Annotated in this window: 27 protein-coding genes; 13 read left to right on the forward strand and 14 right to left on the reverse strand. The window is 65.0% G+C overall.

Features of this window, described 5'->3' with window-relative positions; translation table 11 throughout:
- The first annotated feature begins 205 nt into the window (after positions 1-205).
- The 7 genes from Sj15T_RS01425 to Sj15T_RS01455 are packed head-to-tail and all read left to right on the forward strand — an operon-like array spanning position 206 to position 7,801.
- Positions 206-1,318, forward strand: a complete 1,113-nt coding sequence (locus Sj15T_RS01425) for an SDR family NAD(P)-dependent oxidoreductase (protein WP_041385768.1) — start codon at positions 206-208, stop codon at positions 1,316-1,318.
- The gene (locus Sj15T_RS01430; RefSeq protein WP_013039563.1) at positions 1,315-2,388 is read left to right on the forward strand and encodes an SDR family NAD(P)-dependent oxidoreductase; all 1,074 of its coding nucleotides are present in this window, start codon (positions 1,315-1,317) and stop codon (positions 2,386-2,388) included. The genes Sj15T_RS01425 and Sj15T_RS01430 overlap by 4 nt, the downstream gene beginning before the upstream one ends.
- On the forward strand, positions 2,385-3,467 hold the full coding sequence (locus Sj15T_RS01435) for a glycosyltransferase family 4 protein (protein WP_013039564.1): 1,083 nt from the start codon (positions 2,385-2,387) through the stop codon (positions 3,465-3,467). The genes Sj15T_RS01430 and Sj15T_RS01435 overlap by 4 nt, the downstream gene beginning before the upstream one ends.
- Entirely contained in the window at positions 3,464-4,567 is a 1,104-nt protein-coding gene (locus Sj15T_RS01440) for a glycosyltransferase (protein ID WP_013039565.1), read from the forward strand. The genes Sj15T_RS01435 and Sj15T_RS01440 overlap by 4 nt, the downstream gene beginning before the upstream one ends.
- Entirely contained in the window at positions 4,564-5,670 is a 1,107-nt protein-coding gene (locus tag Sj15T_RS01445; protein ID WP_013039566.1) for a glycosyltransferase, read from the forward strand. The genes Sj15T_RS01440 and Sj15T_RS01445 overlap by 4 nt, the downstream gene beginning before the upstream one ends.
- Positions 5,667-6,743, forward strand: a complete 1,077-nt coding sequence (locus tag Sj15T_RS01450) for a glycosyltransferase (RefSeq protein WP_013039567.1) — start codon at positions 5,667-5,669, stop codon at positions 6,741-6,743. The genes Sj15T_RS01445 and Sj15T_RS01450 overlap by 4 nt, the downstream gene beginning before the upstream one ends.
- Before the next feature lie 32 nt (positions 6,744-6,775).
- A complete protein-coding gene (locus Sj15T_RS01455) occupies positions 6,776-7,801 on the forward strand; it encodes an NAD-dependent epimerase/dehydratase family protein (RefSeq protein ID WP_025771675.1) in 1,026 nt (341 codons plus the stop codon).
- 9 nt (positions 7,802-7,810) lie between these two features.
- On the opposite strand, the gene Sj15T_RS01460 is transcribed toward Sj15T_RS01455, so the two are convergent.
- The 4 genes from Sj15T_RS01460 to Sj15T_RS01475 all read right to left on the reverse strand — a co-directional run bounded on the left by Sj15T_RS01460 (position 7,811) and on the right by Sj15T_RS01475 (position 9,169).
- Positions 7,811-8,185, reverse strand: a complete 375-nt coding sequence (locus Sj15T_RS01460; RefSeq protein ID WP_013039568.1) for a response regulator — start codon at positions 8,183-8,185, stop codon at positions 7,811-7,813.
- 10 nt (positions 8,186-8,195) lie between these two features.
- Positions 8,196-8,417, reverse strand: coding sequence for a hypothetical protein (locus Sj15T_RS01465; RefSeq protein WP_013039569.1), 222 nt, complete (start codon positions 8,415-8,417; stop codon positions 8,196-8,198).
- 84 nt (positions 8,418-8,501) lie between these two features.
- Positions 8,502-8,693, reverse strand: coding sequence for a DUF3606 domain-containing protein (locus Sj15T_RS01470; RefSeq protein WP_007684652.1), 192 nt, complete (start codon positions 8,691-8,693; stop codon positions 8,502-8,504).
- Positions 8,690-9,169 carry a DUF4142 domain-containing protein gene (locus Sj15T_RS01475; RefSeq protein WP_013039570.1) on the reverse strand — a complete coding sequence of 160 codons (480 nt, stop codon included), beginning with the start codon at positions 9,167-9,169 and terminating at the stop codon, positions 8,690-8,692. Before Sj15T_RS01475 ends, Sj15T_RS01470 begins: the two co-directional genes overlap by 4 nt.
- Before the next feature lie 260 nt (positions 9,170-9,429).
- Here Sj15T_RS01475 and Sj15T_RS01480 point away from each other — a divergent pair, with 260 nt between their 5' ends.
- Positions 9,430-10,068, forward strand: coding sequence for a Crp/Fnr family transcriptional regulator (locus tag Sj15T_RS01480; RefSeq protein ID WP_013039571.1), 639 nt, complete (start codon positions 9,430-9,432; stop codon positions 10,066-10,068).
- 143 nt (positions 10,069-10,211) lie between these two features.
- Positions 10,212-10,409, forward strand: a complete 198-nt coding sequence (locus Sj15T_RS01485) for a hypothetical protein (protein WP_013039572.1) — start codon at positions 10,212-10,214, stop codon at positions 10,407-10,409.
- Positions 10,410-10,424: 15 nt separating this feature from the next.
- On the opposite strand, the gene Sj15T_RS01490 is transcribed toward Sj15T_RS01485, so the two are convergent.
- Entirely contained in the window at positions 10,425-11,354 is a 930-nt protein-coding gene (locus Sj15T_RS01490; protein ID WP_013039573.1) for an HWE histidine kinase domain-containing protein, read from the reverse strand.
- Complete coding sequence (locus tag Sj15T_RS01495; RefSeq protein WP_013039574.1) at positions 11,351-12,109, reverse strand: Crp/Fnr family transcriptional regulator; 759 nt, start codon at positions 12,107-12,109, stop codon at positions 11,351-11,353. Before Sj15T_RS01495 ends, Sj15T_RS01490 begins: the two co-directional genes overlap by 4 nt.
- Positions 12,110-12,179: 70 nt before the next feature.
- Between Sj15T_RS01495 and Sj15T_RS01500 the strand changes: the two genes are divergently transcribed.
- Positions 12,180-12,566: a response regulator gene (locus Sj15T_RS01500; RefSeq protein ID WP_013039575.1), complete on the forward strand. Its 387-nt coding sequence runs from the start codon at positions 12,180-12,182 to the stop codon at positions 12,564-12,566.
- A 236-nt stretch (positions 12,567-12,802) separates the two neighbouring features.
- Here the strand turns inward: Sj15T_RS01500 and Sj15T_RS01505 are convergent, their stop codons facing one another.
- Positions 12,803-13,312 (reverse strand): BLUF domain-containing protein, encoded by a 510-nt coding sequence (locus tag Sj15T_RS01505; RefSeq protein WP_253720691.1) that lies wholly within the window; start codon positions 13,310-13,312, stop codon positions 12,803-12,805.
- A 110-nt stretch (positions 13,313-13,422) separates the two neighbouring features.
- On the opposite strand from Sj15T_RS01505, the gene Sj15T_RS01510 reads away from it, so the two are divergent.
- The 3 genes from Sj15T_RS01510 to Sj15T_RS01520 all read left to right on the forward strand — a co-directional run bounded on the left by Sj15T_RS01510 (position 13,423) and on the right by Sj15T_RS01520 (position 15,016).
- A complete protein-coding gene (locus Sj15T_RS01510) occupies positions 13,423-14,004 on the forward strand; it encodes a PilZ domain-containing protein (RefSeq protein ID WP_013039577.1) in 582 nt (193 codons plus the stop codon).
- A 76-nt stretch (positions 14,005-14,080) separates the two neighbouring features.
- Positions 14,081-14,692: a response regulator gene (locus tag Sj15T_RS01515; protein WP_013039578.1), complete on the forward strand. Its 612-nt coding sequence runs from the start codon at positions 14,081-14,083 to the stop codon at positions 14,690-14,692.
- 48 nt (positions 14,693-14,740) lie between these two features.
- Positions 14,741-15,016, forward strand: coding sequence for a hypothetical protein (locus Sj15T_RS01520; protein ID WP_174550390.1), 276 nt, complete (start codon positions 14,741-14,743; stop codon positions 15,014-15,016).
- 36 nt (positions 15,017-15,052) lie between these two features.
- On the opposite strand, the gene Sj15T_RS01525 is transcribed toward Sj15T_RS01520, so the two are convergent.
- The 7 genes from Sj15T_RS01525 to Sj15T_RS01555 all read right to left on the reverse strand — a co-directional run bounded on the left by Sj15T_RS01525 (position 15,053) and on the right by Sj15T_RS01555 (position 21,654).
- A complete protein-coding gene (locus tag Sj15T_RS01525; RefSeq protein ID WP_013039580.1) occupies positions 15,053-16,657 on the reverse strand; it encodes an alpha-amylase family glycosyl hydrolase in 1,605 nt (534 codons plus the stop codon).
- Between the two features lie 109 nt (positions 16,658-16,766).
- The gene (locus Sj15T_RS01530) at positions 16,767-17,438 is read right to left on the reverse strand and encodes a cytochrome c family protein (protein WP_013039581.1); all 672 of its coding nucleotides are present in this window, start codon (positions 17,436-17,438) and stop codon (positions 16,767-16,769) included.
- A gap of 3 nt (positions 17,439-17,441) precedes the next feature.
- Positions 17,442-17,777 (reverse strand): cytochrome C oxidase subunit IV family protein, encoded by a 336-nt coding sequence (locus Sj15T_RS01535; protein WP_013039582.1) that lies wholly within the window; start codon positions 17,775-17,777, stop codon positions 17,442-17,444.
- A 13-nt stretch (positions 17,778-17,790) separates the two neighbouring features.
- Entirely contained in the window at positions 17,791-18,474 is a 684-nt protein-coding gene (locus tag Sj15T_RS01540) for a heme-copper oxidase subunit III family protein (RefSeq protein WP_013039583.1), read from the reverse strand.
- A gap of 11 nt (positions 18,475-18,485) precedes the next feature.
- On the reverse strand, positions 18,486-19,058 hold the full coding sequence (locus Sj15T_RS01545) for a cytochrome c oxidase subunit 3 (protein WP_013039584.1): 573 nt from the start codon (positions 19,056-19,058) through the stop codon (positions 18,486-18,488).
- Complete coding sequence (locus tag Sj15T_RS01550) at positions 19,055-20,785, reverse strand: cbb3-type cytochrome c oxidase subunit I (protein WP_013039585.1); 1,731 nt, start codon at positions 20,783-20,785, stop codon at positions 19,055-19,057. Before Sj15T_RS01550 ends, Sj15T_RS01545 begins: the two co-directional genes overlap by 4 nt.
- Positions 20,785-21,654 carry a cytochrome c oxidase subunit II gene (locus tag Sj15T_RS01555; protein WP_013039586.1) on the reverse strand — a complete coding sequence of 290 codons (870 nt, stop codon included), beginning with the start codon at positions 21,652-21,654 and terminating at the stop codon, positions 20,785-20,787. The genes Sj15T_RS01550 and Sj15T_RS01555 overlap by 1 nt, the downstream gene beginning before the upstream one ends.
- Between the last annotated feature and the right edge of the window lie 17 nt (positions 21,655-21,671).

Genomic DNA, 21,671 nt, shown 5'->3' on the forward strand with positions numbered 1-21,671 from the left:
AACATCGTGAATAACCTGTATGTCATCTGTATAACATGGATTATTCTCATGGGTTTGTACTGAGTGGATATTAAAGGATTTACCGAAATATTACCGGAACCTGGCGGTAGAAGAAGATGTTGATGGTCCCGTTGCCACGGTTGCGGGAAATGGAACGTTCCCGCAGCCAATCCTTGGCAAATCATCATCAATGAGGGGAGCGGCCGTGGAAAAGATACTTGTCACGGGTGGCGCCGGCTTCATCGGCCGGACGGTTTGCCGGGAATTGCTGGCACGCGGCCATGCCGTTCGCGTGCTGGACAGCATGATCGAGCAGGTTCATGGAGACATCGAGCGGCCGGCCGATCTCGATCCGGAGGTTGAGCTGATCCGCGCCGATGTGCGCAACGGCCATGCGGTGGATCGCGCCTTGCAGGGCGTCGACGCCGTCATCCACCTCGCCGCGGAAGTCGGCGTGGGCCAGTCCATGTATGAAGTGGAGCGCTATACCTCGGTCAACGACGTCGGCACCGCCGTCCTCTTCGAACGGCTGATCGACCGTCCGGTGCGGCGCGTGGTGACGGCCTCCTCGATGAGCATCTATGGCGAGGGGTTGTATCGCGACGAGGACGGCCGGATCGTCCAGGACGCGGAGCGCGGGTCGATCCGCGACAATCAGAAGGTCTGGGACCCGGTCGACCGACAGGGCCGCCCGCTCACCCCCATCGCCACGCCGGAATGGAAGCAGCCCAATCTCGCCTCCATCTACGCGCTCAACAAATATGTGCAGGAACGCACGACCCATATCATGACCGCGCCCTATGGCATGGAGGGCGTCTGTCTGCGCCTGTTCAACGTCTATGGGCCGGGGCAGGCGCTTTCCAACCCCTATACCGGCGTGCTGGCGATCTTCGCGTCCCGCCTGCTGAACGGGCAGAAGCCGATGATCTTCGAGGATGGCGGGCAGCGCCGCGACTTCGTGCATGTCGGCGACGTGGCGCGTGCCTTTGCCGACGCGCTGGAACTGCCGCAGGCGGCGGGCGGCACCTTCAACATCGGTTCCGGGCAGGACCGTTCCGTCACGGAGGTGGCGCAGTCGCTTGCGCTGGCGATGGGCCGGAACGATGGGGAACCCGAAATTGTCGGCAAGGCGCGGACCGGCGACATCCGCCATTGCTTCTGCGACACCGGCAAGGCGGAAGAGGTGCTGGGCTTCAGGGCGCGGCAGGACTTCCAGCAGGGCCTTGCCGTGCTGGCCGAATGGGTGGCGCGGCAGACCGCCGACGACCGCGTCAACCAGGCGCGGGCGGAGCTGGAAGCGCGGGGGCTGGTCGCGTGAAGCGCGCCGACGGAAGGCCCGTGCTGGTCACGGGCGGGGCCGGTTTCATCGGCTGCAACATCGCCGACCGGCTGGCGGGGGAGGGCGAGCAGGTCGTCGTCTATGACTCGCTGGCCCGGCCCGGCGTCGAGCGCAACCTTGCCTGGCTGGAGCAGCGCCACGGCGCCGCGATCACGCCGGTCATCGCCGATGTGCGGGACGATGCGGCGGTGGACCGGGCGGTCGCCGGCGCGAAGGCGGTCTTCCACATGGCCGCGCAGGTCGCCGTCACCACCAGCTTCACCGATCCGCGCGCCGATTTCGAGGTGAACGCGCTCGGCACGCTCAACGTGCTGGAGGCTGCGCGCCGCCGCTCCACGCCGCCGCCCGTGATCTTCGCCTCCACCAACAAGGTCTATGGCGGGCTGGAGGACCTGGACTTCCCGTTGATCGACGGCGCCTATCAGCCTGCCTCGGAGCATCTGCGCGCCAACGGCATAGACGAGAGCCGCCCGCTCGATTTCCATACGCCCTATGGCTGCTCCAAGGGGGCGGCGGACCAATATGTGCTGGACTATGCCCGCAGTTTCGGCCTGCCCGCCGCAGTGCTGCGCATGAGCTGCATCTACGGCCAGCGGCAGATGGGGACGGAGGATCAGGGCTGGGTCGCGCATTTCCTGATCAGCGCCCTGGAAGGGCAGCCGATCACCCTTTATGGCGACGGTCATCAGGTGCGCGACATATTGGACGTGCAGGATGCGGTGGACGCCTATCTGGCGGTCTGGCGGCAGATCGGACGGGTGGGCGGCCGCGCCTTCAACCTGGGCGGCGGGCCGGACAATGCCGTCAGCCTGCGGCAGATCCTGGCCTTTATCGGCGTCCATCTGGGCAAGTCCATCGTGCCCGACTTCGCGCCCTGGCGGGCGGGCGACCAGCGCTATTTCGTCGCGGACACCGGCGCGGCGCGCACGGCGCTGAACCTGAAGGCGCGCAAGCCCTGGCGGCAGGGCGTGGCCGATCTGGCCCGCTGGCTGATGGAGGAGCGGGCGGAGAGCGCCGGGCCCAGGCTGATGACCGCGAGCGCGCTGTGAGGGGCGGCGGGCATCTGCTGCTGTCCGCCGACGCGGTGGGCGGCGTCTGGCAATATTCGACCGACCTCATCCGCGCGCTCCAGCCCCATGGCTATGAGGTGACGCTGGCCGTCATGGGGCCTGCGCTGAGCGAGGCGCAGCGGGCGGAGGCCGCGGCCATGGCCAATTGCCATCTGGTGGAAACCGGCCTTGAACTCGAATGGCTGGCGGCGGAAGCGGCGCCCATCGTGCAGGCCGAAGCGCGGCTGGCGGAAATGGCGGGCGACCTGCGCGCCGACGCGGTGCAACTGCATACGCCGGCGCTGGCCAGTGCCGGCCGTTATCCCTGCCCGGCGATCGCGCTGCTGCACAGTTGCGTCGCGACCTGGTGGGAAGCGGTGCGCGGCGGTCCCATGCCGGAGGATTTCAACTGGCGCGCGGCGCTGGTTGCGGGCGGCCTTCGGCAGGCGACCCGCGTCATCGCGCCCAGCATGGCTTTTGCGCAGGCGGCGCGCCGCCGCTATGGCGTGCTCCCCATGGCGGTCCATAATGGCCGGTCCTTTCCGGTGAAGCCGCAGGCGATGCAGGACCATGTGTTCACGGCCGGTCGCCTCTGGGACGAGGGCAAGAATGTCCGGGTGCTGGATGAGGCGGCGGCCCGCATCGCCGCGCCGTTCAAGGCCGCCGGGCCGCTTGAGGGGCCGCAGGGAGGGGCGATCGGTCTGCGTTCGCTGGTGCCGCTCGGTCCGCTCGACAGCATGGCGCTGGCCCGGCATCTGGCCAGCCGGCCGGTCTTCGCTTCGGCGGCGCTTTACGAACCCTTCGGCCTTGCGGTGCTGGAGGCGGCGCTGGCCGGTTGCGCGCTGGTGCTGTCCGATATTCCGACTTTCCGGGAGCTATGGGATGGCGCCGCCATCTTCGTCGATCCTCGCGACGCGCAGGGCTTCGCCTGGGCGATAGAGGCATTGCTGGGCGACAACGCCACCCGCATGGAAATGGGCCAGCGCGCCCAGACGCGGGCGGGCGCCTACACCCCCGCCGCCACGGCCGCGCACATGGCCGCCCATTATCGCGCCGTCCAGCGGAAGGTGGCCGCATGAAGATCCTCTATTTCACCCATTCGCTGCTGTCCTGCTGGAACCACGGCAATGCCCATTTCCTGCGGGGCGTGCTGCGCGAACTCGCCGTCATGGGCCATGAGGTGCTGGCGCTGGAGCCGGAGGGCAATTGGAGCCTCGCCAACCTGCTGTCCGACCATGGGGAGGAGGGTCTCGCCGCCTATCGTCAGGCCTATCCCGAACTCCGTGCCCAAGGCTATGGCATGAAGGACGATCTGGTCGCGCTGGTCGACGGCGCCGACCTCGTCATCGTCCATGAATGGAACGAGCCTTCGCTGGTCGGGGCGCTCGGCCTGATCCGGGCGGGGCGGAGCGATTTCACGCTGCTGTTCCACGACACCCATCATCGCGCCGTGTCCGATCCCGACGCGATCCGGGCGTTCGACCTGTCGGGCTATGACGGCGTGCTGGCGTTCGGCGAGGCCCTGTCGGAGGTCTATCGAAGCTGGGGTTGGGGCGAGCGCGTCTGGACCTGGCATGAAGCCGCCGACACAAGGCATTTCCGCCCCTTGCCCGGTGAGAAGAGCGGCCTCGTCTGGATCGGCAACTGGGGCGATGGGGAGCGTGCCGCCGAACTGGAGGATTACCTCTTCCGCCCGGCGCGGCAGGCGAAGCTTCCGCTCGACATCTATGGCGTGCGCTATCCTCAGGAGGCGCTGGCGACGCTGGAACGCTACGGCGTCGCCTATCATGGCTGGGCGCCCAATGCCGCCGCGCCGGCTATCTTCGCCCGCCACCTTGCCACCGTCCATGTGCCGCGCCGCTATTATACGCAGCTTCTGCCCGGCATTCCGACCATTCGTGTGTTCGAGGCGCTGGCCTGCGGCATTCCGCTGCTGTCGGCCCCTTGGGACGACAGCGAAGGACTGTTCCGGCCCGGCGAGGATTTCCTCTTCGCCCGGACCGGCGACGAGATGAAGGGCCATATGCGCGCCATCAGCGAGGATGCGGACCTTCGCGCCAGCCTCGTCCGCAACGGATTGGAGACGATCCGCAGCCGCCATAGCTGCGCCCATCGCGCGCGGCAGCTGATGGACATCATGACGTCGCTCGACGCGCAGCCGATCAGGAGCGTTGCATGAAGATCGCCTTTTACGGTTCCAGCCTGCTCTCCTCCTACTGGAACGGCGCCGCCACCTATTATCGCGGGATATTGGAGCAGCTTGCCCGGCATGGCCATCACATCACATTCTATGAACCGGATGCCTTCGACCGGCAGCAGCATCGTGACATCGACCCGCCCGACTGGGCGCGCGTGGTGGTCTATCCCGCGACGCCGGACGCGCTGAAGGGCGTGATGGACGAGGCCGCCGAGGCCGATGTCGTCGTGAAGGCCAGCGGCGTCGGCGTGTTCGACGACGAGCTGCTGGACGGCGTCATGCGCCGCGGCCGGCCCCATGCGCTGCGCATCTTCTGGGATGTGGACGCCGCCGCGACGCTGGACGAGATGCGCGCCGATCCGGACCATGCCGTGCGCCGCGCCTTGCCCGGACTCGACATGGTGCTGACCTATGGCGGCGGCGATCCGGTGGTGAACGCCTATCGCGGCTTCGGCGCGGTCGAGTGCGTTCCCGTCTACAATGCGCTCGATCCGCAGAGCCACCATCCCGTGCCGCCCGATCCGCGCTTCACCGCCGATCTCGCCTTCCTTGGCAACCGCCTGCCCGACCGGGAGGCGCGGGTGGAGGAATTCTTCCTGAAACCCGCCGCCTTGTTGCCCGGCCGGCAATTCCTGATCGGCGGCAATGGCTGGGACAGCAAGGCGATGCCCGGCAATGTCCGCCATCGCGGCCATGTCTACACCGCCGAGCACAACGCCTTCAATTGCAGCCCGCTGGCCGTGCTGAATGTCGCCCGCGACAGCATGGCGCATATCGGCTTTTCCCCCGCGACCCGCGTGTTCGAGGCGGCGGGAGCAGGGGCCTGCCTCATCACCGATGCGTGGGAGGGGATAGAGATGTTCCTGACCCCGGACGAGGAGGTGCTGGTCGCCCGCGACGGGCAGGATGTGGCGGATCATCTGGCGGCGCTGACGCCGGAGCGGGCGCGGGCGATCGGGCAGGCGGCGCTCGCCCGTGTCCGGGCCGAACACAGCTATGAACTGCGCGGGCGCCAGGTCGACGAAATCCTGCGCGACCGATCCGGGCGGCGCGCCGCCAGGCAGCATCAGATGGAGGGAGCATGAAACTCGTCGTCCTCGGACTCAGCCTGTCTTCATCCTGGGGCAATGGCCATGCGACGACCTTCCGCGCCCTGCTCTCCGCCTTTGCCGGGCGCGGGCATGAGATACTCTTCCTGGAGAGGGACGTCCCCTGGTATGCCGGCCAGCGCGACCTCATCGACCCCGCCTTCTGCCGGCTGGAATTCTACGACAGCGTGGAAGCGCTGGAAGATTGGCGGCATGAGATCGAGACGGCGGACGCGGTCATGGTCGGCTCCTATGTGCCCGACGGCATCGCGGTCGGCCATCATGTGCAGCGCACGGCGCGCGGGGTCACGGCCTTCTACGACATCGATACGCCCGTCACGCTGGCGGCGTTGCGGGAGGGGCGCTGCGACTATCTGTCGGCGGAACTGATCGCGGGCTATGACTGCTATTGCTCCTTCACCGGCGGCCCGACGCTCGACCTGCTGGAGTGGCATTATCGTTCCCCCATGGCGCGGGCGCTCTATTGCTCGGTGGATGCGTCGGCCTATCGGCCGATGGACGTGCCGAAGAAATGGGATCTCTCCTATCTCGGCACCTACAGCCCGGATCGCCAGCCCACCTTGGAGAAGCTGCTGATCGAACCGGCGCGGCTGCTGCCCGACAGGCGTTTCGTCGTCGCCGGGCCGCAATATCCCGACGACATCGACTGGCCCGCCAATGTGGAGCGGATCGAGCATCTCGCCCCGCGCGACCACGCCGCCTTCTATTCCGCCTCGCGCTACACGCTGAACGTCACGCGCGCCGACATGATCGAGGCGGGCTGGTCCCCCTCCGTCCGGCTGTTCGAGGCGGCGGCCTGCGGCACGCCGATCATCTCCGACGTCTGGCCGGGACTCAACGAACTGCTGGAGCCCAATCGCGAAATCATCTTCGCCTGGAATCCGGAGCAGGTGATCGTCGCCCTGCATGAGGATCGCGCCGATATGGGCGAGGCCGCCCGCCGCCGCATTCTGAACCAGCATATATCGCGCAACCGCGCCGCCGAGCTGGAAAACTGGCTGCAAGAGGCCGCCCGGATGCGCACGCGGGACATGGCGGCCGCCGAATGAAGAACGACAGGACAGAAAAGGACGGAGGGTCGATGAACGGAAAGCGTGAAACAGCCCTGGTGGCCGGAGGAGCCGGCTTCATCGGGTCGCATCTGTGCCGGACGCTGCTGGATCAAGGGCATGAGGTCATCTGCCTCGACAACCTCCAGACCTCGCGGGAGGTCAACCTGCGGATGCTGGAGGGGCATCGCGCCTTCACCTTCGTGCGCGGCGACATCGTCGATCCCCTGCCCGATGCGGTCACGCGCCGGCGCGACATCAGCCGCATCTACAATCTCGCCTGCGCGGCTTCGCCGCCGCAATATCAGGCCGATCCCGAACATACGATGCTGACCAGCGTGGTCGGAACCGATCGCCTGCTGCGGCTGGCGGAGCAGGTCGGCGCGCGCTTCCTGCTCACCTCCACCAGCGAGGTCTATGGCGATCCGGAGGCGCATCCCCAGCGGGAGGATTATCGCGGCTGGGTGAACTGTACCGGCCCCCGCGCCTGCTATGACGAGGGCAAGCGCGCGGCGGAGGCCATGGCCTTCGACTTCGCCCGGCTGGGCCGCGCCGATGTCCGGGTGGCGCGGATCTTCAACACCTATGGCCCGAACATGCATCCCGACGATGGCCGCGTGATCTCCAACCTCGTCTGCCAGGCGTTGTCGGGCGACGCCATCACCATCTATGGCGACGGATCGCAGACGCGCAGCTTCTGCTTCGTGTCGGACATGGTCGACGGGCTGATCCGATTGATGGAGGCGCCCTTGTCCGACATGGCGCCCGTCAATCTGGGCAATCCGGAGGAATACAGCATCCTGCAACTGCTGGACCAGGTGGTGGCGGCCACCGGCACGCGGTCGCAGGTCGTCTTCCAGCCGCTGCCGGTGGACGATCCGCGCCGGCGCAGGCCGGACATCCGCCGGGCGAGCCAGTTGCTTGGTTGGGAACCCCGCGTTCCCCTGAGCGAGGGGCTGGCGATCACCTGCGCCTTTTTTGAGAAGGAACTTTATGACCGCGCGCCGGGATTCGCATGCGCGTCCTTCGTCGAAGGGGCGGGCATCGCGGCGGAATGAAGCCGGGCGTCAGGCGCTGCCCTGGCGGCGCCAGGCGAGCGAGGCGACGATTTCCCTGGGGGCGATGGGCTTTTGCAGCCGCAGGGCATCGTTGAGATCGGACGGTATGACTTCCTCGTCATAGCCGGTCAGGAACAGGAACGGCACGCCCCGTTCCTTCAGCAGCCGGGCGAGGCGAAAGGAAGGGCCGTTCCCCAGATTGATGTCCAGCACGGCGGCGGAGGGCCTCCCCAGCCGGATCGCGTCCATGGCCTTCTCCTCGGTCGGGAAAGGGCCCAATATTCCAGCTCCCGCGTCGCGCAGCGCGTCCGCAGTGTCGAAGGCAAGATAATAGTCGTCCTCGACGATCAGCACCGTCTGGGCCGCGAGAGCGGTATCGTCCATCCGTTCGTCCTCAGTTGCCGCCGGCTTCGGCGGGGCTGGCCTGATGCGATTCGTCGGCGCCCGTCCCGGCGGTGTTGAAGAAACCGCCCGCCAGCAGGATGGCGAAGGCGATCACGACCAACGCCAGGCTGATGCTCAGGACATAGCGGGTGACATGGGTGGAAGCCCCGCTCCGCGCCTCCTGCCGCGAGACATGGGTGACGACGCGGCCGTCTTCCTCTTCCTTGTGCATCGCAATCTCTCCTTTCCTTGGGGAGAGAACAGGCACGCGGACAGGCTGGTTCCCGGCAAGGCGCGGTTCGTGCCGATCTTTTGCTCAGCGCCTGCGGTGAAGGAACTCCGCTATGGCATTGACATGATGGCCGACCCGCTCGACCGCTTGCTCCAGCCGGGCCCGCGACGTGCCGAAACGCTGCTGCCAGTAGCGCGCATCCCCCTCCCGATCCAGCGAGACATGCTTGAGGTCCGCTGGAGCGGCGGGGGCGGAGAGGGTGCGGACGTCGGTCATCGGCCCGCGTTCAAGAGATCGATATGATGTTTCACCACGGACACGATCTTCGCCGCCGCATCCTTGAGCGAACGATTGGAGCCATTGGCGGCATAATCCTGGTGCAGTTGCAGCGCCTGGGCGTGGGCCGCCTTCTGCTGCTGCCAGTAGAGGGTGTCGCGGGCAACGCCCCTTGCCTGCTTCAGCGCCGCGACCTTCGCCTGCTGGTCGGGCGTCAGGCCGGGGGGCGGCGCCTTGACGCCGGAGGCCGCCGCCGCGCTCTTAAGCATGGCGGCGCTCTTGCCGTGATCCCCGATCATCATGGTGGCGAAGCTCTTGACCCTGGCGTCGCTGGTCGTTTCCAGCACGATCTTGCTGGACGTCTGCTCGAACAGGTCGCCCGCGCCTGCCTTGCCCAGATAGGCGGCGGGCGTTTCCGCAGCGGCGGCAGGCGTGGCGAGCGCGATCAGCGGCATCAGAAAGAGCATTCTGGACATGGATCGTTCCTCCTGCCGATCCAGCGATTTCGCCGGCTTTGCGGTTCCGCGACCTGACGCCGGCACGATAACCTGGATTAGGCGGACGGTAATTTTAGACGAGCGCCGGGGGATGCTTCACGTTCATCGACTCTTATCCTCGTTCCATCCCAATTATTTCCATCAAGCAAACATAAGTGAATCCGGCATGAACCAGAACCGCTATGGTGGGGTCAGGTTCAATCGACATTGATCCAGGGGGGCTTAACAGGGAGTAGTCCATGTTAAGCCAGGTTGCCGAAGGCGAAAACCAGGTTCATTTCCGAATGCATCAGTTCCTGGCGCGGGAGAATGAGAAGCCCGACGCCATGCTGTATGTTCAGGAAGGGTGGGCGTGCCGTTACCGGCTGTTGTCGGACGGCCGCCGCCAGATCACCGCGCTGTACCTGCCGGGGGATTATTGCGACCCGCAATGGGCGCTGGGCGGCGTGTCGTCCCAGCCGGTGGTGGCGATCACCAATGTGAGGGCGCTGCGGTTGCCCTGCCGCATACCGTCGCACGCCGGTTTCGACGGGCGGCACGGCTTCTGGCAGGCGCTGTCCGGCACGATCGAGCGGCAGGCCAACTGGCTCGTCACCCTGGGGCGCAAGACGGCGCTGGAGCGGGTGGCGCACCTGCTGCTGGAACTGTTCGAACGCATGCGGCAGGCGGGCCTTGCCTATGGCCAGCAATGCGCCATGCCGCTGACGCAGATGGAAATCGCCGACATGACCGGGCTGACCCCGGTTCATGTGAACCGGACGCTGCAATCCATGCGCGCGCGCGGTCTGGTGGAACTGCAATCCAAATGGCTGCGGATACCGGAGCTTCCGGCCCTGCGCGAAGTCGCCGCCCTGACGGGTCACGACATGGCGGGATGATGGGAAAGCGCCGGCAGAGGCGGGTGCCGAAGAACAGGGACGACATCGGGGCAGGAAGGGATCGCCCGCCGCCATGCTGTGGAGGATGAGGCAGAATCGTCCTGCTTGGCCTTCGATGCCGCAAAACGGGAAGGACCGCCGATATGCATGAACCGGAACGGCCCAGCGACCGGCGCCTCGGGCGGGCGGCGATCTGGGTGGTGGGGATCGTCCTGCTGGTGATCGCCCTCGTCTTCATCGGGCGCAATTTCTGGCACCATGACGTGCTGAAGGAAGACCAGCAGACGGGCGAGAACCGCGCCGACGACCATGAGGGCCTGACGCCGAACGAAAAGCGGTGAAACCGGCCACACATCCTAGTCGCTGGGGTGGAGCAGCCTCTTGGTCATGGGCAGGCTGATGTGCACCTTGAACGCGTCGGGCGTCCAGTCGATGGTGCCCGAACCATCCAGTTCGAACGGGATCGTCTTCGTCAGCAGCTCCGTGCCGAAGCCGGAACGGCGGACCGCCGGGGGGGCATCACTGCTCTTTTCCTCCCACAGGATGCGCAGCATCGGCACGGCCTGTTCGCGATCGCTCCACCAGCGGACCCAGACCTGGCCCCCATCCGATCCCAGCGCGCCATATTTGATGGAATTATTGCCCAATTCGTGAAAGGCGAGAGCCAATGTCGTCGCGGCCGAGGTGCGCAGCCGGATGTCCGGCCCCTCCAGAAAAGCCTGTTCCCCGGCCCTGACGGCGAACGCCGCCAATTCGTCCATGACCAGATCGTGCAGTTCAAGGCCGTGCCGTTCCGCCAGGGCCAGATTGGATTCGATCCGGGCGATTGCGTCCAGCCGCCCCAGGAAATGGCTGGTGAGATGGTCGATGGAATCGCTGGTGGCGGCCGTCCGCCGAAAGATGGAGCGGACGGAAGCGATCAGGTTTCGCAGCCGATGCTGCACGTTGCGCAGCAGATATTGCCGCGCCGCTGCTTCCATGGCGTCGACATTGCTGAACTGGACGACGCAGATGCGATAGTCGGGCGTCGCCACCAGCACGGCGGCGAACAGCCGCGCCTCGCATTTTCCGTCGTCCCAGCTCAGTCGCGCCGCGGACTCGCCCGATGCCGGGACGACCAGCCGCCCGCCGATCAGCCGCTCCGGCCGGATGCCCAGCAGTTCCGTCAACGCCGCATTGGCGCGCAATATGGCGTCGTCCGGCCCGACCTGGACCTGGGGCAGGGGGCATGCATCGAAGAGGGCGAGAAAGTCGCTCCAGCCGTCGGTCGGGGATGGTGTCGTCACGATGTCTCTTGCGCCGCCGGATGCAGATAGTACGGGTCGAAGGCGCAGACGCGCTCCAGCGCTGCCAGGTCCGGCACGACGAGATGGCGCCGGTGCAATTCTATCAGCCGTTGACGACGCATTTCCTGCAATATCCTGTTGGTGTGCACCATCGTCAATCCCGTTGCGTCCGCCAATTCAAGCTGCGTGACGGGAAAGTGGAAGCCGCCGCCGCTGACGAGGCCGACCGTCAGCAGCCGGTGATAGAGTTCGCAGAACAGGTGGCTGAACCGCTCCAGCGCGGTGCGGCGGCCCAGATTGACGCACCATTCGCGCTGGATGGAGGCGGTGATCAGGGCGTTGATCCACATCGCCCTCGTGACTTCGGGATGGCTGAGCGCGATCTCCTCGAACTGGTTGCGACCGACTTCTGCCACCTTGATCGGCGTGAGCGCGGTGACGCCATGGTCGGCGCGATGCAGCAGGAAACAGAAGGGATCGCACAGGTCGCCGGGCAGCAGCAGGCTGACGATCTGGCGGCGGCCGTCCTCCAGCATCTTGTACCGGGCGGCCCATCCCTCCAGCAGGAGGAAGATGGAGGTCAGCCGGTCACCCTGGGCGAACAGGTCCGTGCCGGTGCGCAGCGGCGGGAGCGTGCGGCATGCCAGGGCGTTGATCATGTCCCGGTCGGGCCGGCCAAGTGGCCAGTGCGCCGCCAGGTTGAGGGTAGTGATGCTATCCTTCATCGCGGCATGCGGGATATCGAGCGATGACATGGCGCGTTTTCACCTATGTTGTTTTTCGTCGCTCATTCCCGTGCGACGGCTGGCGGGAGAGGAGAGATGAATGACGAAAGGGGCGGCCCCCGGCACGGTTCGCGTGCTGGTGGTGGAGGAGGATTATTTTCTCTCGAGCGATCTTGGCGCCTTGCTGGTCGAGGAGGGGTTTTCGGTGATGGGGCCGCATGGCAGCCTGTTCGGCGCGCTCAAGGCGATTGCGGCGCAACTGCCCGACATCGCCCTGTTCGACGTCAATCTTCGGGGGGAGATGAGCTATCCCCTGATCGACGAACTGACCGCGAGGTCCGTGCCGGTGATCATCGTGACCGGCTGTGACGAGCAGAGCCTGCCGACGAACTGCCAGCGATGCAGGCGCGTCGCCAAGCCCTATTGCCGCGGCGACATATTGGAGGCGATCGATGCGGTTCTGGCCGGGACCGGCCATCGGCTCTGACATCGGAGCTCTCCCATTCCTTGCGAACCGATCATGTGCCCGGCCGTTCCAACGCCCCGCCTGCGCGACGATGGCGGCGGATCGGCCGGCGCCCGGACGGTCGAGGGATAGGGCGGGCGGCATGGCAGGGCAACCAGCGGCAGGACGAGCCGTTCCCCAGCAATGCTGATCTGGGTTAATCGCCGCCTGCTTTCCCGGTGGACGGGCATCGGGCGCGTCACTGATCGGGACGGGCCTCAACCCCGGCCGCGAATCGAAAATTCCGACATCATCTGGATGAGCGCCTCCAGCCCCTCGTCCCCCTTTTCCAACGCGTCGTTCAGGGCGCGTTCGATGATGTCCGAAACGAATTGGGATGGGCCGGCATAGGCGAGGGACCAGGTGAGGAAATGACGATGCGGGGTTTCGCCCGATGCGATCGTGCGAATTTCGCCATGTCGCGGATCGCGCAATATGCTTGCCTTCAGTTCTTCGATGGCAGACGGCGCGCCCTCCAGATATTGGGCGAAGCGGTTGCCCGTGAACAGGAGCGCGCCGGTCACGTCCAGCGAACGATTGCGCGGGATGGAGATATCGACGATTTCTTGTATGTGTTTTTCAACGTGGGTTGCATCGAACTGGCTGGTGCTAATATAGGACCATCGAGTGAACATGCCGCAATGATGCCATTTGTCTGAGGAAAGTAAAGGCGGGGCTTGCGGTGGCGTGGAAAAGTCGGGTAAAAATGACCCGGCAAATATAGACATGCACGGTTAATGGAACTGTTCCGGCCGACACCGTAAAAATACTTATTGCCGCGATAATCGGCCTACAAGTTCAACCGTTTAAGGGATTCCACGAATCTGGGGGAACCTGTATGACCGAGCCGCTGGAAAAGGCGTCCGACGACAAGGACGCGATGATGGAGAAACGCCGGCATCCGCGGCAGACCGTCTTCAAGACGGCGCTGCTCTATCCGGTCGTCGAGGAAGCGAACCTGTCGGTCGAGAATGTGTCGCATGCGGGGCTGAGCGGGCGATGCGCCCTGTCGCTGGGCCTGCATCAGCAGGTTCATGTGAGTTTCGACGACGCCAGCTTCCGCACGGCGGAAGTGCGCTGGATCAACGGTTCCCAATGCGGTCTCCTGCTGGAGGAGACGTTGCCCTGGATTCCGGGCGAGGAACCCGACCCGAACGCCGCGCCCAACCGATATCAGCCGCGCAGCCAGCGTCTGGCGGTCAATTTCTCCGCGACCCTGGTGACATCGACGCCCGTGCTGATCGGGACGATCCGCAATCTTTCCGCAGAGGGAATGATGATCGAGGTGGGCGGGCTAAGCGAAGGCACGCGGCTGCTTGTGAAAACCCGTGGTCTGGATATACGAATGGGGCGGGTGCAATGGTCGAGCGGCGGAATGATTGGGGTCTTCTTCGAAACCCGCCGGGCGACGACGAACTGACAAAAAAAAGGATCGGAGGCGAAACCATCGGCGGTTTCGCGCGTTTGCGCGGAATTGGTGGTTTAGGCGAATGGCTATGAACCCAGGATGCCCAGTCTATATCGTGGACCACGACAGCCGGATGCGCCAGGATCTGGTGCGCATCCTGCGTCGCGAGGGATTCGCGCCCGTCCCCTTTTCCTGCGGTGCGGATTTCATCGAGGCGCTGGATTTCCTGGCTCCCGGCATCGCGTTGATGGAACTGCATCTGGCCGACATGGCCGGGGCGGCGCTTCAGCAGGAACTTTCCTCGCGGCGGGTGGACATTCCCCTGGTCGTCATGACCGCGTCCCGCCACATTCCCACGGCCGTCGACGTCATCAAGCGCGGCGCGGTCGACTGCCTGGAAAAGCCCTTTGCCGACGGCCTGCTGCTCAAGGTGCTCGCCAACGCCTGGCCCATGCTGGAGCGGAACATCGAGATCCAGCGGCGCCGGGAAACCGCAGCGGCCTATTTCGGCAGCCTCACCAAGAGGGAGCTGGATGTCGTGCGGGCGCTCAGCGCCAGCGGCAGCAACCGGGACGTGGCCGATGAGCTGCGGATCAGCGTCAGGACGGTGGAGATGCATCGCGCCAGCATCATGAAGAAGTTTGGCGTCAGGAAATTTTCGGAAATCATCCGGTTTCTGCCGGATGCAGGATTATCGTAATCGTACAGGTGCCCGGTTTTTCCATCTGCTTCAGTCAATGGATTGGCAATGATGACATGGGATGTTCGCCGCCCGTTATTCGGGCACGGCATTGTCAGGAGAAAATGGACCGATCTCAGACAGACATCTGACAGTGCAACAGCGCCTTCGTTCAAACCATGGTTAATGGTGGAAGAACCAGTAAGGGGCGGAAGTCATATCGCAGACGATCCGGAATTCTTCAAATCGCGGGAAGAATGCAGAAGGATCATCGGGCAATATCAGAAAGTCCAGAATGTCGCGAGTTTCGAGGAAGAGGAAGGCAGCATAGACTGCCTGTGCTGATCGCATCCGTTCCGTCGCCTTCATCGTCGATGCGCATCATCCGGGTGGATCGGCGATCCGCGCGACCATGCCGGAGGCGGGCGGGAACATCAGCTTCTCGACGCCCCCGGTCGACAGCAGCGGCCGCCATTTTTCCTGCGATGTCCACGCCGCCGCCCGGTTGCCGAGATTGAAGGCGCAGAGCAGCCGCTCATTCCCATGCGTCCGTTCGAACAGCAGCAATTCGTCCGCCCCCTCCAGGAATTGGATCGCCCCCGCCCGCAGAGCCGGCGATCCGTTGCGCAGCGCAAGCACCCGGCGCGTCCAGTGCAGCAGCGAATCCGGCCGCGCCTCCTGCACGTCGACGGCCAGGGCGCGATGCGATTCCCCGACCGGCAGCCAGGGCTTGACCTCCGAAAAGCCGAGATAGGGCGCGTCCGACCGCCAGGGCATCGGCGTCCGCGCGCCATCGCGGGACAGGGTCAGCGGCCAATTGGCGATGGCTTCTGGATCCTGGAGATCCTCGAACGCGATGTCGACCTGCGGCAGCCCCAGTTCCTCGCCATAATAAAGGAAGATGTTGCCGCGCAGGCAGGCCAGCAGCAGCATCTTCATCCGGCAATAGGCGTCCGGGTCGATCGCCCCGGCCCAGCGCGACACGGCGCGGGGCGCATCGTGATTTTCGAACGCCCAGCTTGGCCAGCCCGCATCGGTCCGGGCCGGCCATTTGGCGAGCGCGGTCCTGAGGAAATCGGCGGTCAGTTCGGGCGCATAGAGAAAGTCGAAGCCATAGGCCGTATTCAGCCTGCGATGGCCCTGGGTAAACGCCTTCATCTCGACATCGCTGTTTTCGCCGCCGACTTCGGCCACGGTGAAGCGGTCTTCATATTCATCGAAGACCTGCCGGACCTTTTCCAGGAAAAGGGGGATGTCGGGATGGCTCTGGCTGTATTTCCTGATCTGGAAGTCGAAGGGGCGGGTGCGGACCTTGCCGTCTTCGGGCGCGGGCGGGTTGTCGCGCAGCAGCGGGTCGTGCATCGAATGGTTGATCGCGTCGATGCGGAAGCCGTCCACGCCGCGGTCCAGCCAGAAGCGTATGATGTCGAACACGCTTTGCTGCACCTGCGGATGATGCAGGTGCAATTGCGGCTGTTCCCGCAGGAACTGGTGCATGTAATATTGGCCGCGCCGCGCGTCCCAGGTCCAGGCCGGGCCGCCGAAAACCGACTGCCAGTTGTTGGGCGGCGACCCGTCCGGCTTGGGGTCGGCCCAGACATACCAGTCCGCCTTGGCATTGTCGCGGCTGGAGCGGCTTTCGGCGAACCAGCCATGTTCATCGGACGTGTGCGCCCAGACCTGGTCGATGACGACGCGCAGGCCGAGTTCATGCGCCCTGGCCACCAGGGCGTCGAAATCCGCCAGTGTGCCGAAGATCGGGTCGACATCGCAATAATCCGACACGTCATAGCCGAAGTCGCGCATCGGGCTCCTGAAAAAGGGCGAAAGCCAGATCGCGTCCACCCCGAGCGACGCGACATAGGGCAGATGCGCGGTGATGCCGGGAAGGTCGCCTATCCCGTCGCCGTTGGAGTCGGCGAAGCTGCGCGGATAGATCTGGTAGATGGCGGCGCCGCGCCACCAGGGCAGGTTCGAATCCGTCATGGGGCAGGGACACTCCGCACATTGCTGGCATAGGATGTCCTTCTGACGGGATCGGGGGGCTTTTCATAGGGGCCTTGATCGCCGGGTCGGAAGAGGGAAAGCCCGACCCTTACCGCGAAGCAACCGCCTTGGGCTGGGGCAAGGGCGGTGCTCCCGTCCCCAGGGTCGCCAGATATTTGATCACCGCGGCCCGATCCTCCGGCTTGCGCAGTCCGGCGAAGCTCATCTTCGTCCCCGGCATGTCCCGCCCCGGCGAGGCGAGGAAGGCGAAGAGTCTTTCATAGCTCCAATCGCCCTCTTGCGCCCGCATGGCGGGGGAATAGGCGAAGCCCGCATGGCTGGCCATCGCTCTGCCGACCACGCCCCACAGATTCGGCCCGATCCCGTTGGGGCCGCCTTGGCCAAGGTCATGGCAGCTCATGCATTGCTGCGCCTTCCGCTTCCCCGCACCGGCGTCCGCACTGGCAAGCAGGGCGCCGAGGTCAGGGGGTGGAGCGACCGCGCCGCCGCCGCCGTCCGTCCCGGGCGCCGGCGCCTTGCCCCGCATGTCGCGATGATAGGCGATGACGCGGCTGCCTTCCCCCGGTTCGCTGAAGCTGGCGGGCCAATCGCGCTGGATGGCCGCCATGTCGACGCGCGGCGGCATGTCGTCCATCCTGTAGGCAAGCTGTCCCGGCCTTTCCCGCGTGTAGAGCCGGTCGCTGAACCACCCCGCGCCCAGCAGCGTCGCGGCCGCCCCGGCGACGCACAGCCCCACCGCCAATCCGCGCATCCGGCCCATGGCTCAGCCCCCTCCGCCCATGAAGATGGCGCGGGTCCAGAAGGCATAGTTCGCCTCTATGGTCATGATCCGCACCAGCACCAGCAGCACCAGCGGCGGCACCAGGATCGCGTAGATCAGCGACAGCCGCTCCCAGGCCAGATGCATGAAGATCGACAGGATCAGCCCCGCCTTGAGCAGCATGAAGAGGATGATCAGCGTCCAGCGGACGATGCCCTGCATATGGAGGTAGTCGACCATGTAGGACATGGCGCTCAGCAGGAAGAGGTATCCCCAGACCTTGAGGTAGAGCCCTATCGGATGATGCTGCCCCTCATGGGCGGCCGATGGATGTTCCATGATCCCCCTCCCGTCACCAGAGATAGAAAAAGGCGAAGATGAAGACCCAGACGAGGTCGACGAAATGCCAGTACAACCCGGCGATCTCGACCGCGCTGTAATCGCCGGTGCGGTCATAATGGCCGCGCGCGACCTTATAGGCGATGATCAGCAGCAGGATGACGCCGCAGGTCACATGAAGCCCGTGGAAGCCGGTGATCATGAAGAAGCTGGCGCCGAATTGCGGCGCGCCCATCGGGTTGCTCCAGGGGCGCACGCCTTCCTCGATCAGCTTGGTCCATTCGAAGGCCTGCATCGACACGAAGGTCGTCCCGAACAGCGCCGTCAGCAGCATCAGCGCCGCCGTCTTCCGTCGGTCGCGGCGGTATCCGAAATTGACGGCCATCGCCATGGTGCCGCTGGAACTGATCAGCACGAAGGTCATGATCGCGATCAGGATCAGTGGAATGCTCTGCCCGCCGATGGTGAGCGCGAACACCTCCGCCGTGTTGGGCCAGGGCAGCACGGCGGATGCGCGCACGGTCATGTAGCCGGTCAGGAAGCAGGAGAAGATGAAGGTGTCGCTGAGCAGGAATATCCACATCATCGCCTTGCCCCAATGGGTCTGGCGGAAGACTTCCTGGTCGGCGGACCAGTCGGCCGCGATCTCCCGCAAGGTGGGGGCGATGACTTCCCTATCCCTGATGCCTTGGGCCATGGCGCTAATCCTCAGGTCGACAGCAGCAAAGCGGCGAGAACCAGCCAGATCGCCAGCAGGAAATGCCAGTAGAGGGCGCACAGGGCGATATTGCGCATGTTCGCCCTCGCCAGCGCCCGCCCGGCGGCGACGAGGCCGCCGACGACGTGCAGGCCGTGAAGCGCCGTCAGCAGGTAGAAAAAGGCATTGGCCGGGTTGGAGGACAGGCCGTAACCCGCCGTCCGATAATGCCACCACAGCATGAGTTGCCCGGCGAGAAAGAGCAGGCTGAGGGCCGTTCCGGTCAATGCTGCGCGAACCTGCCGCCTCTGCCGCGCCACTTCCCAGGCGATGCTGCTGGCGATCAGAACCGCCGTGTTGATCCAGAGCAGCGGCGGATCGGGCATCGGCTGCCAGTCGTCGGCATGGCCCATCGCCTCATGCAGCCCCATGCGCATCAGATAGACCGCCACGAGCAGCGAGAACATCACCAGCGCCACGCCGAAATAGGCGACCATGCCGACCGCCGCCGCCGAGGGGCGTTCCCGCTCGACGGGATCGCCCGGCTCCCAGCTCTTTTCGGTGAGGCGCGTGATGATGCTCATCCGCCCAATTCCGTTCTGGGCTCCGTCTGGGGGATGAAGTCGCGTTCCGCCCCCGGCACGCTGTAGTCATAGGCCCAGCGATGGACCACCGGCAGATGCGTTCCCCAATTGCCATGGGCGGGCGGCGTGTCGGGGGTCAGCCATTCCAGGCTGGCCGCGCCCCAGGGATTGGGATCGGCGCGGGGGCCGCGGAACAGGCTCCAGATCATGTTGAAGAAGAACAGGCCCTGCGCCGCGAACACCACCAGCGCGGCGATGCTGATCCATTGATTGGCGAGGTGCACCGATTGCGGGATGAAGGCCGTATCGCCCAGCGCATAATATCGGCGCGGCACGCCCAATATGCCCAGATAATGCATCGGCAGGAAGATCGCGTAGACGCCAAGGAAGGTGATCCAGAAGTGGAGTTTCCCCAATGTCTCGTTCCACATCCGCCCGGTGATCTTGGGATACCAGTGATAGATGGCGCCGAAGATCACCAGCACCGGAGACACGCCCATGACCATATGGAAATGCGCGACGACGAAGAAGGTGTCGGACAGCGGCACGTCGACGCTGACATTGCCCAGGAACAGCCCCGACAGCCCGCCGTGGATGAAGGTGAAGATGAAGGCGATGGCGAACAGCATCGGCACGCGCATATGGATGTCGCCGCGCCACAGCGTCAGCAGCCAGTTATAGACCTTGATCGCGGTGGGAATGGCGATGATCAAGGTCGACGTCGCGAAGAAGAACCCGAAATAGGGGTTCATGCCGCTCACATACATATGATGCGCCCAGACCAGGAAGCTGAGCGCGCCGATGATGACGATCGCCCAGACCATCATGCGGTATCCGAAGATGTTGCGCCGGGCATGGACGCTGATCAGGTCCGACACGATGCCGAAGGCGGGCAGGGCGACAATATAGACTTCCGGATGGCCGAAGAACCAGAAGAGATGCTGGAACAGGAGGGGGCTTCCCCCCTGCGTGTCGGTGATCGCGCCCATGGACTGCATCGTCGGCATGAAGAAGCTGGTGCCGGCGAAATGGTCGAACAGCATCATGATCGCCGCGACGAACAGGGCCGGAAAGGCGAGCAGGCCCATCACCGACGCGGTGAAGATGCCCCAGACCGACAGCGGCATGCGCATCAGCGTCATGCCCCGCGTCCGCGCCTGGAGCACCGTCGTCACATAATTGAGGCCCCCCATGGTGAAGGCCGCGACGAAGATGGCGAGGCTGACCAGCATGGTCGCTATGCCCCATTGGTGGCCGGGCGTCCCTTCGGTGATCGCTTGCGGCGGGTAGAGCGTCCAGCCCGCTCCCGTAGGTCCGCCGGGCACGAAGAATCCGGCCACCAGCACGACCACCGACAGCAGGTAGAACCAGTAGCTCAGCATGTTGACGAAGGGGAACACCATGTCCCGCGCCCCGATCATCAGCGGGATCAGGTAATTGCCGAAACCGCCCAGCAGCAGCGCCGTCAGCAGGTAGACGACCATGATCATGCCGTGCATCGACACGAATTGCAGGTAATTGTCGGGCTGGATCGCCGGGAACACCCCCGGAAACCCCAGTTGCAGCCGCATCAGCGCCGACAGCACCAACGCCACCAGTCCGATGGCGATGGCGGTCACGCTATATTGGATGGCGATGACCTTGTGATCCTGGCTCCAGACATATTTCGTGATCCAGCCATGCGGATGATGCAGCGGGCGCAGGTCGTCGGCCAGGGTCGTAGCCATCAGCGAATGCTCCAGGAGGCAGGGACGATGCAGGCATTGGCCTTGATCAGCAGGATCGACATGGCGGCGGGGGGCGTCTCCGCCAATATCTGGCCGAAGCTGCTCTGCTGCGCCTGCCATTGCGCGAAGGCCTGGGGCGTTTCCACCACCACCTTGCCGCGCATCGCATGATGGCCGGTGCCGCACAGTTCGGCGCAGAGGATGTCGAACGTGCCCGTCTTCGTCGGGGTCAGCCAGAAATAAGTGACGATGCCGGGCACGAGGTCCATCTTGGCCCGGAATTCCGGCACGTAGAAATCGTGCAGCACGTCCTTGGACCGCAGCACGATCTTCACCGGCTTGCCGACCGGCAGGTGCAGGTCGCCGCTTTCGACCAATATGTCGTCGCGTCCGAACGGATCGAGCGGGTCCAGGCCGAGGGCATTGTCCGGCGTGATATATTTGACCCCCGCCGCGCCCAGCACGCCGTCCGGCCCCGGATAGCGGAACGACCATTGCCATTGCTGCCCCACCGCCTCGATGACGGTGGCCTCTTTCGGCACCGACACATATTTGCCCCAGGCGACGAGGCCCGGCGCCAGCATCCCCGCGATGCCGATGGCGGTCCAGAAGGTCAGCCGCTTTTCGAGCGTGCTGTTTTCCGGTTCATAATGCGCCCGGTGGCCGGGGCGGTGGCGATATTTGGCGAGTGCCCAGGCAAGAAAAAGGTTGAGCCCGACAAAGGCCGCCCCGCATATCCAGAGCGTCACGTCCAGCGCGGAATCGATCGATCCCCAATTGGATGCGATGGGCGTGCTCCACCAGGGACTGAACAGGTGAAAGGCGACCGAGCCGACCACGAGCATGGCGATGGCTACCGCAACCGGCACAAGCCCTCTCCCACATT

This window comes from Sphingobium sp. TA15, from assembly GCF_037101235.1.
In the GTDB taxonomy this organism is placed as follows: domain Bacteria; phylum Pseudomonadota; class Alphaproteobacteria; order Sphingomonadales; family Sphingomonadaceae; genus Sphingobium; species Sphingobium indicum.